This is a genomic window from Stenotrophomonas sp. GD03654 (genome assembly GCF_029845105.1).
GTDB classification, from domain to species: domain Bacteria; phylum Pseudomonadota; class Gammaproteobacteria; order Xanthomonadales; family Xanthomonadaceae; genus Stenotrophomonas; species Stenotrophomonas africana.
Genome location: NZ_JAOCLC010000022.1, coordinates 15684 through 30507, shown reverse-complemented (window position 1 = coordinate 30507; position 14824 = coordinate 15684). Strand labels below are relative to the sequence as shown.

Sequence of the window (14824 nt, the reverse complement as noted above, 5' to 3'; positions counted from 1 at the left end):
CGCCAATGGCCGCAGGCCGGGCGCGTTCGAGGCAAGACGCCTGAACGTTGGACGGCTGCGCCGGATGCTGCGCGACGTGCGGTGCGAATGCACCGGCACGACAGGCGCAGCGACACTGAAGCAGCCAGCAGAACGACATGCCCGATGGCACGTCAGAGCGCAGCGAATCGGCGGCCATCATGGGCGTATCTCCGGCCACACCGGATGCGCAACGCCGATCACGGCGGATGCGCTGACCGGGCCGAAATAGCGGCTGTCGAACGATGCTGGATTCGTCACGCTCAACAGGAGCAGTTCGCCCGGTTCAAGGCGGCGGCAAAGCTGCAAGGACGGCAGCGCCCGGCCCAGCCGGTCGGCGGGCAGTACGGCGGCCGAAGGCACGCCGTCGATGCGTACCTGACCGGCGACGATGCAGACGTGTTGCGGCGCGACCGCGCCCACACGTTTGAGCAGCGGAACGCGCGTCGGCAGGTAGCCGCGCTGCGCAGCGAGCGCGGCAGCCGTGGCCGGAAGCGGCACCAGCACGATGCTGTCCACGGACAACGGACGTGGCAGCGAGGCGGTGCGCGGGTCGAACGGGTCAATGCGATACCAGCCGACCGCCACGCTGTCGGACGGGTTGTAGGTCAGACGCGGCAGCGGCGACACGAAAGCCGCCCAGGCCAGCGCAGCGAAGCCGATGGCGGCCAGTGTCGCCAGCACGATGCGAGCGCGCAGGCGTGAGCGAGGACGCGGCGCCACGTCGGGCGCGTTGGGTGTGGTGGTCGGGGCGGTCATGGCAGCACCTTCCCGGCCAGCCAGGCGGTATGCCGCTCGGTGGTGTATTCGGGCAGCGCAAGGCGAGCCGCAAGACGGTTGCCCAGCGTGCGCCAGTACGCCGGCGACACGTCGATGGCAGCGATGCCCAGCGCCTCGATGCCGTCGATGCGCTCCAGCACGGCGCGCACGTTGGCATCGCCTTCGGTGTGTAGGAGCAAGCGCGCGCCCGGCTGAACACCGGGGATGCGCTGCGCCGCGTCCAGCGGTGTGCAAGCCTGCATCACCATGAGTTGCCAGCGGATCGTGCCGTAGTCGTTGGCCTGCCAGCGGATGCGGCAGAGCATCGCGCCCGGCAGGAACACCGCGCAGCGCCGCCAGCGGTCGAGCTGAAGCGTGCGCGCCGGTTCGCCGAAGCGCAGGTAGAGCTTGAAGCGATGTTCGAGGTAGGCCAGCGAAACGCGCGTCAGCGGCACATTGCCGGCCTGTCCGGCGAGTGCCGAAAGCGCAGGCAGCGGCGCAGCCGGTGCCGCGTTCGCGGCAGGCCAAGCGAATGCGTTCATGGTGTGTTCTCCGGCGGAAACTCCCGCTCCAGCAGGCCGCGCAGCAGGTCGGCCACGGTCACGCCTTGCGTGAAGGCCGACACCTTGATGCGCGCCCGCATGGCGGGCGTGATGTCGAGCGTGAGGCGGGCCGTGTAGAGGTCGCCTTTGCCCAGCGCGTCGGCATCGCCCTGACGAATCCACGCCTCGGCGTGCGGATTCGCGGGCGGACGTGCGCCGATGCCGACGCGCTTGCCCGTGCGTTTGCTGTTGGGTGGCTGCTGCGCTGTCATGTCGGCCACCGCAGCAGTTCGTCCACCAGGGCGGTGATTTCGCGGGCGGCGGCACTGTCGGGCGCTGTCTCGCGTGCGAGCCGGCCAGCGGCCACGCTGTCGGCGAAGACGATGCGCTGATGCACCTCCGAGCGCAGCGCGGGCAGCGGCTGTTCGGCGAGCGATTGCCGCGCCTCGCGCCCGATGATGGTGGTGCTGACGCGCCGGTTGATGACGAAGGCCGCGCGGAGCAGCGGCCGGAACACCTGCGCCTCGCGGATCAGCGAAACCATTTCCGAGCTGGCCCAGAGGTCGTAGGGGCTGGGCTGCACCGGGATCAGCACGCGCTCGGCCGCCAGCAGCGCGGAGCGCGCCAAGGCGGCGATGCGCGGCGGCCCGTCGATGATGACGTGATCGGCCCGCCTGGCGAGTTCTGGCGCTTCCTGATGCAGCGTTTCGCGTGCGAGGCCCACGGCGCTGAACAGCCGTGGCAAGCCTTGCTGGCTTCTGCGCTGCGTCCAGTCCAGGGATGAACCCTGCGGGTCGGCATCGAGCAGGACGACATGCTGGCCGCGCATCGCCAGTTCGCCCGCGATGTGCGTGGCGAGCGTGGTCTTGCCGACACCGCCTTTCTGGTTGAGCAGAGCGAGGATCATGGCGCGGCCCTCCCTGCTGGAAAGCCGGGCTTTACCTGCCGTGCAAAACGCTGTTCGCCGTGCCGTTTCTCGGTTGTCCACCGAAACGGCGCGCTTCTACTAAAAGTTATGTATTTCTTGTTAGGGAAGTTAGAGGGGCCGCAAACCCGCGCCGTTATTGGCTTTCCGGCGTTTTCGTACTCCTGATAGCACGATAGGCGTACTCCCGATAGCACGATACCCGGTACTCCTGATAGCACGAGGCCGTCCACACCTTTTCCACGAGTTATCCCCGTGCCGTGTGCAGCACGGGCCGGAAGGTCAGCAGTTCTTGTCCGTCGTCCGGCATTCGCTCGATGCCCAGGACGTAGCCGGGCAGCGACTGCCGCGCCACCAGGACGCGCAGGTCGTAAGCGAAGTCGGAGAAGCGCGCAGCGCTGCCCGACTTGCGGTGCAGGTGCCGGAAGTCGAATTGCCAGCCGCCCGGCTGCTTGCCGCCGTGCTTGCGCACCAGGCGGTACAGCCAGCGCTCGATCCCGCCCTTCAAGCGGAAATAGGCTGGGTCGATGGTCAGCACCAAGGCGGCATCGAGCACGCCCGCATAGAACCAGTCCGGCAGGATCAGTTCGATGCCCAGCGGCACGCCGCTGGCATCGGCCAGTTCCTTCCACTCGTTGATCCACGAGAAGCGATGCAATCGCCTTCCCGTGGTTTCGCGGATGGACGTGGCCACCGTGGTCGATTGCAGCCGGTCGAGCGCGGCTTTCAGGCGCAGGTAGTCGTTGAGAGACGTGCCGCGCCCGATGAAGCGCAGGATCTCGTAGGGAGTGGCGCGTATCCAGCGCGACGGGCGCAAGCCCGCGTCGCGCGCCTCCACGATCTGCGAGGCGGCCCAAATCAGCAGGTCGGCATCCCATATCGTTGCGATGCCGTGCTCCTGCGTACCCTCCACGCGGATGGTGATGCCGCCGGCGCGGAAGTCGATCGGCGCGGTACGCCGCGACTTCGCCAGCGAGAAGAACGGAAAGGCCATCAAGTCCTGGCTGTCGCGGGGTGCCATGTCGCCCGGCAGCGCGCGGAACAGGTCGAGCTGTTCGCGCTGCAAGGCTTGCCCTGGCGGGCTGGACATGGCGACGGCCACCCACGCGCCAGCGATCAGCGGCCATCACGGTAATCGCCCGCGTGGCGTTCGGCATATTCCGGGTCGGAAGTCGCCTCGTAGCTGCGCTGGTCGGCCCAGGCATCGAGGTCGGACACCGCGTACATGACGCGGCGGCCGAACTTGCGGAACTTCGGGCCGCCGCCGATCACGCGCTGTTTCTCCAGCGTGCGTGGCGACAGGCGCAGGTACTCGGCGGCTTCGTCGTTGGTCAGGTAGCGTTGGGGCTGCGCAGGCGCAGCGACAGCAGCGGCGGCAGGCCGCAAGGGAGCGGGTCGCATGGGATGTACCTCCATCAAGCCCGGCCACACCACGCGGCCGGTTAGAGGCACTTTCAAGAAAGCGAGGCTGCTTGCTAAGGGACGATCTACGGGGGACGCGAAACGTCCCCCCCTACTGCAACGGCGGCGGAAGCTGTGCCAGGCGGCGATAGCCGCCACGCATCAGCGCATCGCCACGACGTACCAGCCGCCGCACGCGGGCACGTAAGGCGCTGTCCTTGTGCCAGTCGGCGGCGACGGCATCGGCGCCGAACAGCCCTTCGGCCACTTCGCGCAATGACGCGCCCGCCAGGGTCGCGTCGAGCGTCTGCAAGGTGTGCAGTTCCAGCACCGCGGCCGTCGTGGGCCTGGAACGGGCCGCCGCCGCAGGCGTGGCAACCGTGGCCACGGCCAATGCGTCCAGCTCGGACGCGAGCGTGCGATAGCGCGCGCAGGGCGTGGCGCAGGCGCGGGTGGCGTAGAGGTAGGCCATGCCGTCTTCCAGGCCCGGCGCGAGCGCGAGCCGCAGGCAGCAGCCGGGCCAATGCGACACCAGCACCAGGCGCTTGCCGTCGTGGATCAGTTGCTTGCGGCCAGGGACGCGCCAGAACTCGAAGGCATGGGCTTCGGGTGGCGGGTCATCGTCCGGGTAAACCTGCACGACGGCATCGTGATCGGGAAACCAGGCCGGATGCGCGTCGCGCGCATCCAGGGCTGGGTCTTCCAGCAGGCGCAGGCCCCACGCCTGCGCCGTGTCCGGCCGGCGGCGGCGGCGCAGCCAGTCGCGGCGGTAGTCGGGATTTCGGCGCAGGTATTCCCACGCCAGCGCAGGGCCGTCAAGGTGCAGAACGTAGAGATAGGCCGCTGTCGGATACCAGTGTTCGGCGCTGCGATCAGTCATGGCGAAACCTCCCTCTGTTTGGGATGCGTCGCCACGATTTCCGCGATGCGGGAACTATCGAAATGCCATCAGGTCGTCATCAAAATTGGTTAGGCTGTAACTGTCGGTGTCAAGACCATTTGGCTCTGCGTGTTGCGGAAATCGTCTGAATGCGACGGCTACGCCTTCAGGAAAATGACGCGCAGCACCGAACACCGTGCCGCAGCCCGCGCCCAAGATCAGGACTGTTTTCAACAGGATCGCACCACTTCGGTGCAAGAATGCGGATTCAGACCTGCACGGTCTTGATCAAGATTGAAATAGTCACGATGCGCCCCGGCTGGCTAGGCCGCGCTGGTTTTCATCAGTCCGTGATCGCGCCGTTCTCCTGCGCCAGCCGGACGTACTCCGATAACGGGCGCACCGCCTGGAAATACCGATCCCGCCGCACCGGCAGCTTGCGCGGCCCGACGATGCCCGCCAGGTCGGACAGCTTGACCATCCCGAGCTCAGGCATACCGATACCGAGGTCGATCAGGCCGTAGGCCGTGTCGCCATCCGCCGGGTCGAGCGACACCAGCAGCCAGGTCACATGCGCGTCCGGGGTGAACAAGCGCACCACGGGCAGCGGGTCGAGCCGCTGACCAGCGGCGAGCGCCGCGCCGTGGGCCAGCAGCCGGGCGCGTTCATCAGCGGTGACAAGCGGCAGGGTCATGGGCAGCTTCTCCACGAAACCGACGATGCGCGAATGCGCTTTGGTGCCGAAGCGCAGAACTGCCGAAACGCATCCGTGCATTCGTGTGGAAGCACCGATGTGCAAGCCATCGCATCCGTAGAAGAACAGAAGCGCCGAAGCGGAATTGTCGGAAGCCGGAAAGACACGGATGCGATTCCCCGGTTCTGTCGGAATCCGCATCTGCGGATTTCCGTAAAAGCACGAAAGCGGGCCTTTCAGCCATGAATGAACACTATAGATTGTAGCCCTATAGGGCGCAATGGGCTGTCATCTTGGTTTTTATGGGGAAACCAAGTTAGTGACAGCGAAACACTCATTGGCAACGGCAATACGGACAGTCAGGAAGGCGCGAGGCTTGAGCCAGGAAGCGTTCTCCGACGTGTCCAGCCGCACCTATATGAGTACGCTGGAGCGCGACTTGAAAAGTCCGACCCTGCACAAGCTGACCGAGCTGTGCGAGGTCATGGAAGTGCATCCGCTGACGCTGTTGACGCTGGCCTACGCCGGCGACGACACGCACAAGGCCGACGAACTGCTGGCGCGGGTGCGCCAGGAGTTCGAGGCCGTGCTGAAAGAGCGCGACGCGCCCTAGCGCGTCTGAATGCCCGCAAGCGGAGCGCGCAGCGCCGCCAGGCGCGAAGGCGTGAGGGATTGAAGCCGAATGGACATGACGCCATTGGCGGCATGGGGCGCAGCCCGAAAGCCCGGCGGCGCAATGCGCCGACACGCCATGCTGTTCCTACTGCCACGGGCTTCGAGCCATTCGACCATCACCAATGCAATGCTGGCCTTGGACATGCGGGACATGGGGCAACTGCCGAAACCCTGTGCGTGCGATGCTGCGATCAGCAGCACCGCGCCCCGCCGCAATGGGCGGGGCGCGGTGGGCGGCCGTCAGGCCGCCTTGGGCTTGCTGCGCGACCAGATGAGGTCGTGCGTGTCATTCTCGCCTTCGATCAGGCGGGCATAGACCGTCGCCGGGAATGAAGGATCGTCGATGGCCACCGACAGGTAATCCCGCCCGGCCTCGCTGGTTTTCTTCCACGCCGCGCCGAAGTCGTGGCCGGCCGCTTGCAGGCGGAAGTCCGGGGCGCTTTCGTTCTCGCCCTTGTCGTTGGGAACCAGCTTGACCTTGAAGTTGAGGGTCAGGGTGCGGAGCTGGCCGGTGAAGCCGTCTTTCTCTGCGGTGAAGGTGCCGATGTTAGCCATGATGATTTCTCCTTTCGGGTTGAACAAGGTCGCGCCAGTGCGTCCTTGTTGTGATCCGTCCGGCGGGGGATGGGCTGGCCGCACCGCGCAGCGGTCGCAACACCGTGGAGAACCTGGAAGCGAAAAGAATTTGTCCCGCGAGGAATGCGCGCAGCGCAGGGGGAATTGTTTTCGCTGGAAGGTTGCGGCCATGAAGCCCAGCCACCGCCAGGATTCACAACAACACAAGGACGTACTGGCCGCCCGCTCCCGAATGGAGGCATGGCCGACTCGGCATCCCCGCGCGACGGCTTCACCGGCCTGCGCCCTGACACGGGCAAGGACAATGCCCAGCGACAAGGTGAAAGCGTTCCTACCGCTGCTTGCGGCCCTTTGCGTGAGGCGTGGCGTGGAAGCTCCATTGCAAGGCCGGGCGGCGTGTCGGTGAACCGTCCTTCGTGACGTACAGGCGACGAACCGCCAGCGTCGAGGACGGCACGCTTTCGTGCAACCTGCGGCAGCAAGCCGGGGCGTAGCCCCACACGCCCGTCCATTGCGGTGGGGCGCGTTCGGAATGTCGTCGGCGCTGTGCGCCGACGCACTTATGGGCTTCGAGGGTTTCCCGCGCACAAGGTCACTTGTGCGCCGCCCCTTCGCCGTCCGCCCGAAGGCGGCGAAGGGGCGTTCTGGCTTTGGGCTTGGAAACCGGGCGCGGCCACCGCCGCGCCCGGATTTTTGACCATCGGCACCAGGGCGGAACGGCCTGGGGCCGATGCTGATGGAACAGCGAAGCGCCCCGGCCGAAACCGGGGCGCTCGGTGGTGGTGAAGGTCAGGCGGCGAGTGCGTGGGCCTGCTGCTCGTCGTCGTTGTCGATGGCTTCCGGCTCGTCGTTCGTCACCGCCTGCGGCGCATCCTGCGCCGTGGTGTCGTCGGTGCCTTCGGCCTTGAAGATGGCAGGCATCCAGCCGGTGCCATCGGCCAGCCGCTCGGCTTCGCTGGCAATGTCGGCCTTCTTCAACTTCGCCAGCCGGGTGACGTGCGCCGGGGCGTACTGCTCCACGGCTTCCAGAATCGCGGCCTTCGGCACATGCCGGAAATAACCCTCATTGGTGGGCTTCCACCATGCGGCCATGTCCAAGCCGACAGCCTGCGCCAGTTCCGCGCCCGGTTGCTGCGGCGTGGCGCGGGGTGTCACCACGTCCACCGTGACGGCCACGGATATCGCCAGCAGCCGCACCAGTTCATCTTGCGACTTCGCTAGCAGCACGGCGAACAGTTCGGCGCTGTCCTCCGGCAAGCCTTCGCCTGCTACCTGCTGCAACTCGCGCAGCGCCACGGCGGCGGGCGAATCCGGTATATCCGGGGCGATGCCTTCCAGCCGGTCTTGCGCTTTCAGGCTCACGCCCAGCGGCAAGTCGTGGCCGTAGTGGCTGCCCTGCAAGACGGTCTGCACCATGCCATGCACCAGCGCGGCCAGCGCCACTTGCGGATGCCGGGCGACTTCGATTTGCAGCGCGGCGGTGCGGTGGGCGCTCAACCGCTGCGCCAGCTTGTCGGACATGGCGGCGGTCTTGGGCTGCTCGTCGTCCTCGCCTTCGTCGTCGTTCCCGGCTTCGCTTTCGCTGCCGAAACCTTGGCGCAGGCGTTCCAGTGTGCGCAGCGCCTTGGCCTCGGCCTCGCGCATCAACCCGCGATGAATCACTGCCTGCCCGTTGCGGTCGATGGTGACGATGGCACCGGCTGCGGCCTTCACGGTCGTGCCGTAGTCCTGCAAGCCATCTTCCAGCGCCTGCAACTGCTCGCCCACGGCTTCGCCTTCTTCCTGCAAGGCATCGGCCTTTTCCTCGTCCTCGGTATCAAGCGCGTCATCCACGGCGGCGGCCAGTTCGTGCATCTTGGTTTGCAGCTTCTCGATGCGCTGCGCTTCGCGCTTGTTCGGTTCGCGGCGCTCCCTCGGCGCACGCTGGAAGGCGTGCAGGTCGGCATGGGTCACGGCGGGGGTGGCATCCACCCACGCCCAGCCTTCGTCCTTCACCTCGGCGGCGATACCTGCCAGCTTGTCTTGCGCCAGCCGTTCCAGCAGCGCGGCATCGGTCAGATACACGCCCGCGTCACCTTCCGCGAACAGGTCACGGCGCACACCACCGCCTGCGGCTCCGTAGGTATCCAGCCCCACGAAACGCACCAGCGGATGCCGGTATGCGTCAATCTCGCGCTCGGTGAGGCGGTCGCGCAATTGGGAAGGGTTGCGCTGCCACGTCGGCGCGTCGTAGAACGCGGTTTCCTGCGCGGCGTGGTCGTCGGTGATGGCAAGGGCCATCAACTGATCGAGCGTCACGGCTTCGGCGCGGTAGTCGGCCAGCAGCCGGGGCGAGACGTTCGCCAGCTTCAAGCGGCGCTGCACCACCAGCGGCGTGACGCTGAAATCGGCGGCTATGTCCTCGATGGGTCGGCCTTCGGCCACCAGCGCGGCGAATGCCTCGAACTGGTCGGCGGGGTGCATGGCTTCGCGCTGCACGTTCTCGGTGAGGCTGGCCGTGCGGGCGGTGCCATCGGCCACCAACAGGCAAGGCACTTCCCATTCCTTGCTGATGCGGCGCTTCTTCGCCAGCAGCTTCAACGCGGCCAGCCTGCGGCCACCGGCCACGACTTCGTAATGCTCGCCATCGGCGGCGGCAATGACGATGAGGTTTTGCAGCAGGCCGACACGCTGAATGCTCGCGGCGAGTTCGGGAATGGACATGCGCGGGGTCTTGCGCACGTTGCGGCCAGCAGGACGCGACACCAGCCGCGACAGCGGAACCAAAATCAGGTTCTTGGTCGGGTCGGCGGCTTCCAGCGGGATAGCGGCGGCGGTGTTGAGGGCGCGGGCTTCGGTTTGGGTAATGGCGTTCATGGTGATAACTCCTATCGGTTCAGGGATGCAGCAGCGAAGAAAGCGGCAAGGGCTGCTGCCTGCCCCTGCCGCGTGGGGAATCAGGCCTTCAACTGGCGCAGGCCATCGGCCAACATCCAGAGGGCGCGATTGAGGCGCACATCGGAATCAATGCCCTGCACGGGGCGGGTCTGCTGGCGGCGTCCGTTGGCGCTGCGGCCATGCAATCCGCCTTTGGTCAGGTTTTCTTGGGTGCGGTTGAACACGCTCCACAAGTCCGGGCGGCGGTCGTCGAACCGGCGCGGCATCAGGATTTGGCTTTCCGTGATGGGCGCGGGCTTGTTATCGGTGGGGTCGTACTTGAGGGCCAGCGCGGAACGGGCGAACACTTCGGCTTCGCCTTCGTCCAGCGTGATAGCGCGCATCAGGTCGCGGGATTCCTTCACGCGTTCGAAGCCGCTCAACACCTCGAAAGCGCCTTCGATGACAGAACCGGCCACGTCGCCCTTGTGCGGCACGCGCACATCGGCCACGGTATCGCCGCACACAAGGCCATTGCTGCAAACGAACCGGAACATTCCGGCCAGCATCTGATAGCTGCTGGTGCCGTCGTGCGAGTTCAGCAGCACGATTTCATTGGCTTCCGCGCCGTTGATCTGACTGGCATGGCGCAGGCGAATCATGTGTTTGGTGTAGTCGCGGCGGTCGTCGTGCCGCACGCGGGTTTGCGCTGCCATGAAGGGTTCAAACCCTTCCTTGCGCAGTTCCGCCAGCACGGCGGCGGTGGGAATGTAGGCGTACCGTTCGGAGCGGCTATCGTGCGGGGCCTCCGCGAAGATGGACGGGGCTACGCGGCGGATTTGGTCGTCGGACAGCGGGTAGTCACTGCGCAGCGTCGGGGAATGGGAAGCGAATCGAGATGCGAGTTGCATGGTTTTCTCCAATGAGTTGCTGTGGTTTCAAAGCTGACCGGATTCCAAGATTCGGAGCCCGTTGTGGCTTCGGTTGGTTCGGCGCAGAGACCTGGGCCGGTCCTGTTTGCCGCCGTCTTTCCTGAGTTCATCGCCCGCGAAAAACCGGGCCAGCGAGGGACTGGCCGTCAAGGGAGAAGCGCAGGGTTGGTGCGGCCCGCAGCGCAGCGAGGACTCGGCCCTGCGCGCCTTGACGGCCAGGCACCGCGGGCTACGGTCGCGGGAAAAAGCGATGAACTTGGGGAAAGACGAACAGCGGCCAATGGGCCAGGGGGTGCGCTGAAACCAACGCCGCGCGGCGAGCGCCCCTGCGTGCCAGCGGCACGCCTAGCTGGATGGCTGTTGGTCGATCAGGTGCAACCTGTTCGGTGCATGCGAGGGGCGCCAAGCAAGGCGCGGCGGGGATGGGCTGTCCAGCCGATCCCCTGGAGGGCAAGCGCCGCGCGCAGGCCAGGAGCGAAGAGACGGCCGGAGGCATCAGGGATCAAAGCCGCATGGCCGCGACTCGGCACGAGGCGCGGGGCAACGCCCGCGAGCCCGACGGCGGCACGCCGGGATGCTCTACTGTTCACAACAAAATGTAAGTGACGCAATAGTACTTATGAGCCACAATGTAGCTACATCTATTGTGAGCGCAACAATGGCAAGTAACGACGTCGTTCGTGCCCGGATTGACGGGCAGATTAAAGAAGCCGCAACTGTTGTTCTGGCTGAAATGGGGTTATCAATTTCGGATGCGATTCGGATGCTGCTGACCCGAATCGCGGCAGATAAGGCACTCCCCTTTGACATCAATCGTGTGTCGTCCGATTCTGATCGGAAGGCACCATAAGGTTGCGCTGAGGCAAGGCCCGCAAATCGTTTCTCTGAACAGTAGGGATCAAGAATAGTTCATGGCATCTATCAGACCTTCAGCATTCAATCAACGTGAGCGTTTGGACGGCGGCCCCTTCCTTGTCATTGAAGCAGCCGAACCGGAAGAGGAAGGCATTAACGTTTTCTTCACTGATATTCCCGCAGCGGAGCGCAAGCCGGATTCGCCAATAGCGAGACTGCTCAATGTGTGTCCAGACAGATTGACCATTTGGCCTCTTAATATTCGAGAAGATCGCGACGATTACCTGCAACCTAAATACGGCACCCTTGAACGCATCGTCGTCGCTCGGCCTGTTATCGAGCCCTACATACTGCCAGAGACTACTGACGATGTCGTTGGGCTTCTTGAGCAGTTGCCGGATGGGTTTGCCAAAGATTTTCGATTCGGTTTGGGGCTTCTGTGGGAATATCGGCAAATTTGCGAAACAGCCGCCAGCTTAGAAAACGTAAGCATACTCATTGTCCACAAAGGAAATGACGCGAAAATTGATTCGCCATTCTTTATTCTCGGAATAAGAAGATTTCATGAATTAAGAAAAGAATTAAATCGCATAGCCTCTCGCCACCAGAGAGACGCGCGCAAGGACAAGCAATTTCATGTCTACCAGACCTTATTACATGCTGCCGATTCAGCACAATTTCCCGCTCTAAAGAAGAGCGTAAGACCTGATGCACTAACGGAAATGACCGATGGTGGGCGGCAGCATGTGACGCTTTCCAAGCGTGATCGGCGCGCCGCTGTTCGCATGGTTCAAGACAATATAGAAGCACTGGCGGAATCTGAGCCGCGCTCGCTGCTGGCATTAAAGAATGATATTGAGCTCATCACACTGAATCAACTGATTGAGCGATACCAGGAAATGCTTGGAAAAGGACTGACGGAAAGCAAGTGGCAAAGCTTCTTTCTGGAAAATCCTTTCATACTTAGTCTTGCATTTGCCGTTCCAGCCATGCTGGTTCAGGGGCAAGCTTATGCAGGTGGCAAGCGACTTAACGGGTCCGGCGGAAAATTTTCAGATTTTCTATACGCATCCGCTTCCACGGGCAATCTTGGCCTCATTGAGATAAAAAAGCCGCAAACCGAACTGCTAGGAAAATCTCCCTATCGTGGAGATGATGTTTTTGGCCCATCGACAGAATTGGGTGGAGCGATTGCTCAAATTCTAGATCAGCGTTTCAAATTGCAGAGTGAACTACCCGTCATAAAAAATAACATGAACCGATACGACCTCCACAGCTATGCGGTTCGCTGCATAGTTGTCGCTGGCATGACGCCACAAGAGCATCAGCAAAGAAAGTCATTCGAGCTCGTTCGAAATGCGTTCGCAGAGATCGTGATCGTGACTTTCGATGAACTACTTGCAAGGCTAACCGAGATTAAAAATGCGCTCCAACCGATTCCTACCTTAGACACGGTGCCGTTCTAAAACCAACTGACAGTTGGCCATTCCGTAGTTGGGATCAATGGCTGCAGTGTTCAACCAATCCATCGGCCGATCGGCATGTGGATTTCAACAACAAGATTGAATCAAATGCATATATCCAAGCTCAGCCTGGTCAACTACCGGAACTTTCCCAACACGAAGCTGCTGTTCCAGAAGGGTATCAACACTGTCATCGGCGAAAATGGATCTGGCAAAACCAATCTCTTTCGCGCAATCAGATTGCTGCTTGATGACAACATGATTCGCTCTGCCTACCGGCTGGAGCATACCGACTTTCATCGCGGCCTAGGGCGCTGGCAGGGACATTGGATCATCATCAGTCTTGAGTTTGAGGAAATCTCTGCGGATGAATCAGTGCAGGCGCTCTTCCGACATGGGACGGGCGTAATTGAGGAAGAGGCGAACGGCAAGGCCACTTACAACCTGATCTTTCGTCCGAAGAAGGAAATCAGGCTGCGACTTTCTCAATTGAACGATGGTGATCAGGCAGGCCTCGACGCTATCCTGAACCCGGTCACCATCGACGACTATGAAACGATTTTCACAGGTCGGAGTGAAGCCGACTTCAACGACGAGGCCTTCTATAAGGATGTGGTCGGCGACTTCGCGAATGTTCGATTCAATGAAGAGGTTGAATTTCGTGTTATCGGCGCGAAGATTCCGAACGTGCTGTCCGTCTCCAAAGAAATTTCGTTCACTTTCGTCCAGGCGCTACGGGACGTCGTCTCCGAATTTCACAACAACCGGACAAATCCGCTCTTTTCGCTTCTGAAGGGCAAGAGCGGCGATATCGACCCCGTGGCGTTCCAGGCTATCACCGACGGGGTAAAGGCATTGAATGACTCCATCGAAGCGTTGCCAGACGTGCAGGTCGTCCGGACGGATATCAGAGACACCATCAAGGATGCGGCGGGTGAGGCGTATTCGCCGTCTTCTCTTTCTATCAAGTCGGATCTGCCAGACGAAGCTGACAAGTTGTTCCAGTCGCTCAAGCTGTTCGTTGGCGAATCGGGGGAGAGCCACGAAGGACCGATCCACGAGCTGAGCCTTGGTGGAGCAAACCTGATATTCCTCACGTTGAAACTGCTTGAATTCAAGTATCAAAAGGCTAAACAGTCGATCGCCAACTTTCTGCTTATCGAAGAGCCGGAAGCTCACATTCACACACATATCCAGAAAACACTGTTCGACAAGCTCAAATACGACGACACACAGATCATTTATTCGACCCATTCGACGCACATCTCTGAGGTCAGCAATGTTCAGAACGTGAACATCCTCGGCAGAGAAGGTGATCGTTGCGAGGCATACCAGCCTGCAATTGGCCTAAACCCAGAAGAGATCGGCAACATTCAACGCTACCTGGATGCTGTCCGTAGCAACTTGTTGTTTGCCAAGAGCGTCCTCTTAGTGGAGGGCGATGCAGAAGAAATTCTCGTTCCGATCCTGATCAAGAACGTGCTAGGCGTCAGCCTTGATGAACTCGGCATCAGTTTAATTAATATCCGCAGCACTGGATTTCAGAACGTCGCGGTTCTTTTCGATGATGCCCGAATCCGGAAGCGGTGCAGCATCGTCACCGACCTTGACAAGTCCATCATTGACACAACGCCGGCGGCGGGAGACTCCGAAGGGCTGCTCCGGCGCAAGGGCAAGTATCAGGCATCCCAGGAAAAAGGGGTCGCCAGGAAAGCGTTATTGGAAGACACCTTCAAAGATAACGGGTGGGTTTCTCCATTCTTTGCCCCCCATACCTTCGAGGTCGACTTCATTGCCGCCGGCAATGCGCGTAAGGTGGTCGGCATCCTTCCTGATGTCTACAAGGATGCACCAACCATCGCGACGGCCAAGGCGGAGCTCGAATCAGCGGACATCGCGTTGTTCGGTCAGCGCGCATTGACCATGGCGGACAACTACGGCAAGGGATGGTTTGCCATCTTGCTGGGAAAGAAGATCGATCCGCAGACCGCCATTCCGAAGTACATCTTGGACGCCATCGCTTTTGCGCATCCGGTGGTCACTAAGGAAGTCTGGTTTAACGTGCTGAGCTACCGCGTGAACTACATCGATGCAGAAGATATCTTCACTGCGTCTGCCGTATTCGACGACTTTAGGGCCAAGCTGCTGGCCTTCCGAAATGGAGACATCGACTTCGTCGGCATCCGAAACGAGATGCTTGCCACGTTCCCAGATGATCGCATCAACGATGTACTCGCGGTGTTCTGAT

At 62.2% G+C, this 14824-nt stretch carries 16 protein-coding genes; 4 read left to right on the top strand and 12 right to left on the bottom strand.

Annotation, left to right across the window (positions count from 1 at the left end):
* Window positions 1–177: 177 nt before the first annotated feature.
* From N5J73_RS10315 to N5J73_RS10280, 8 genes are all read right to left on the bottom strand, one after another.
* On the bottom strand, window positions 178–777 hold the full coding sequence (locus N5J73_RS10315; RefSeq protein ID WP_004883067.1) for a S26 family signal peptidase: 600 nt from the start codon (window positions 775–777) through the stop codon (window positions 178–180).
* Window positions 774–1319, bottom strand: coding sequence for a DUF2840 domain-containing protein (locus N5J73_RS10310; RefSeq protein WP_004883064.1), 546 nt, complete (start codon window positions 1317–1319; stop codon window positions 774–776). The genes N5J73_RS10315 and N5J73_RS10310 overlap by 4 nt, the downstream gene beginning before the upstream one ends.
* Complete coding sequence (locus N5J73_RS10305) at window positions 1316–1591, bottom strand: hypothetical protein (RefSeq protein WP_004883063.1); 276 nt, start codon at window positions 1589–1591, stop codon at window positions 1316–1318. The genes N5J73_RS10310 and N5J73_RS10305 overlap by 4 nt, the downstream gene beginning before the upstream one ends.
* Complete coding sequence (parA, locus tag N5J73_RS10300; protein WP_004883061.1) at window positions 1588–2226, bottom strand: ParA family partition ATPase; 639 nt, start codon at window positions 2224–2226, stop codon at window positions 1588–1590. The genes N5J73_RS10305 and parA overlap by 4 nt, the downstream gene beginning before the upstream one ends.
* 265 nt (window positions 2227–2491) lie before the next feature.
* A complete protein-coding gene (locus N5J73_RS10295) occupies window positions 2492–3334 on the bottom strand; it encodes a replication initiator protein A (protein ID WP_004883059.1) in 843 nt (280 codons plus the stop codon).
* Between the two features lie 26 nt (window positions 3335–3360).
* Window positions 3361–3645 (bottom strand): helix-turn-helix domain-containing protein, encoded by a 285-nt coding sequence (locus N5J73_RS10290; protein WP_004883058.1) that lies wholly within the window; start codon window positions 3643–3645, stop codon window positions 3361–3363.
* Between the two features lie 112 nt (window positions 3646–3757).
* Window positions 3758–4525 carry a DUF2285 domain-containing protein gene (locus tag N5J73_RS10285; RefSeq protein ID WP_004883055.1) on the bottom strand — a complete coding sequence of 256 codons (768 nt, stop codon included), beginning with the start codon at window positions 4523–4525 and terminating at the stop codon, window positions 3758–3760.
* 343 nt (window positions 4526–4868) lie between these two features.
* Complete coding sequence (locus N5J73_RS10280) at window positions 4869–5219, bottom strand: DUF2958 domain-containing protein (protein WP_028699139.1); 351 nt, start codon at window positions 5217–5219, stop codon at window positions 4869–4871.
* 319 nt (window positions 5220–5538) lie between these two features.
* Here N5J73_RS10280 and N5J73_RS10275 point away from each other — a divergent pair, with 319 nt between their 5' ends.
* Entirely contained in the window at window positions 5539–5832 is a 294-nt protein-coding gene (locus tag N5J73_RS10275) for a helix-turn-helix transcriptional regulator (protein WP_064717570.1), read from the top strand.
* Here the strand turns inward: N5J73_RS10275 and N5J73_RS10270 are convergent.
* The 4 genes from N5J73_RS10270 to N5J73_RS10255 form a co-directional block, all read right to left on the bottom strand.
* Window positions 5829–6047 carry a hypothetical protein gene (locus tag N5J73_RS10270; RefSeq protein WP_103790875.1) on the bottom strand — a complete coding sequence of 73 codons (219 nt, stop codon included), beginning with the start codon at window positions 6045–6047 and terminating at the stop codon, window positions 5829–5831. The genes N5J73_RS10275 and N5J73_RS10270 overlap by 4 nt on opposite strands.
* 87 nt (window positions 6048–6134) lie before the next feature.
* Window positions 6135–6449, bottom strand: coding sequence for a DUF736 domain-containing protein (locus tag N5J73_RS10265; RefSeq protein WP_004883051.1), 315 nt, complete (start codon window positions 6447–6449; stop codon window positions 6135–6137).
* Window positions 6450–7259: 810 nt separating this feature from the next.
* Window positions 7260–9326: a ParB/RepB/Spo0J family partition protein gene (locus N5J73_RS10260; RefSeq protein WP_004883050.1), complete on the bottom strand. Its 2067-nt coding sequence runs from the start codon at window positions 9324–9326 to the stop codon at window positions 7260–7262.
* An 80-nt stretch (window positions 9327–9406) separates the two neighbouring features.
* A complete protein-coding gene (locus N5J73_RS10255; RefSeq protein ID WP_004883049.1) occupies window positions 9407–10237 on the bottom strand; it encodes a DUF932 domain-containing protein in 831 nt (276 codons plus the stop codon).
* A gap of 679 nt (window positions 10238–10916) precedes the next feature.
* Between N5J73_RS10255 and N5J73_RS10250 the strand changes: the two genes are divergently transcribed.
* The 3 genes from N5J73_RS10250 (at window position 10917) to N5J73_RS10240 (ending at window position 14823) form a co-directional block, all read left to right on the top strand.
* Complete coding sequence (locus N5J73_RS10250) at window positions 10917–11108, top strand: type II toxin-antitoxin system RelB/DinJ family antitoxin (RefSeq protein ID WP_004883046.1); 192 nt, start codon at window positions 10917–10919, stop codon at window positions 11106–11108.
* Between the two features lie 61 nt (window positions 11109–11169).
* Window positions 11170–12579 carry a Shedu immune nuclease family protein gene (locus tag N5J73_RS10245; RefSeq protein WP_004883043.1) on the top strand — a complete coding sequence of 470 codons (1410 nt, stop codon included), beginning with the start codon at window positions 11170–11172 and terminating at the stop codon, window positions 12577–12579.
* A gap of 105 nt (window positions 12580–12684) precedes the next feature.
* The gene (locus tag N5J73_RS10240) at window positions 12685–14823 is read left to right on the top strand and encodes an AAA family ATPase (RefSeq protein WP_004883041.1); all 2139 of its coding nucleotides are present in this window, start codon (window positions 12685–12687) and stop codon (window positions 14821–14823) included.
* Window position 14824 lies beyond the last annotated feature (1 nt).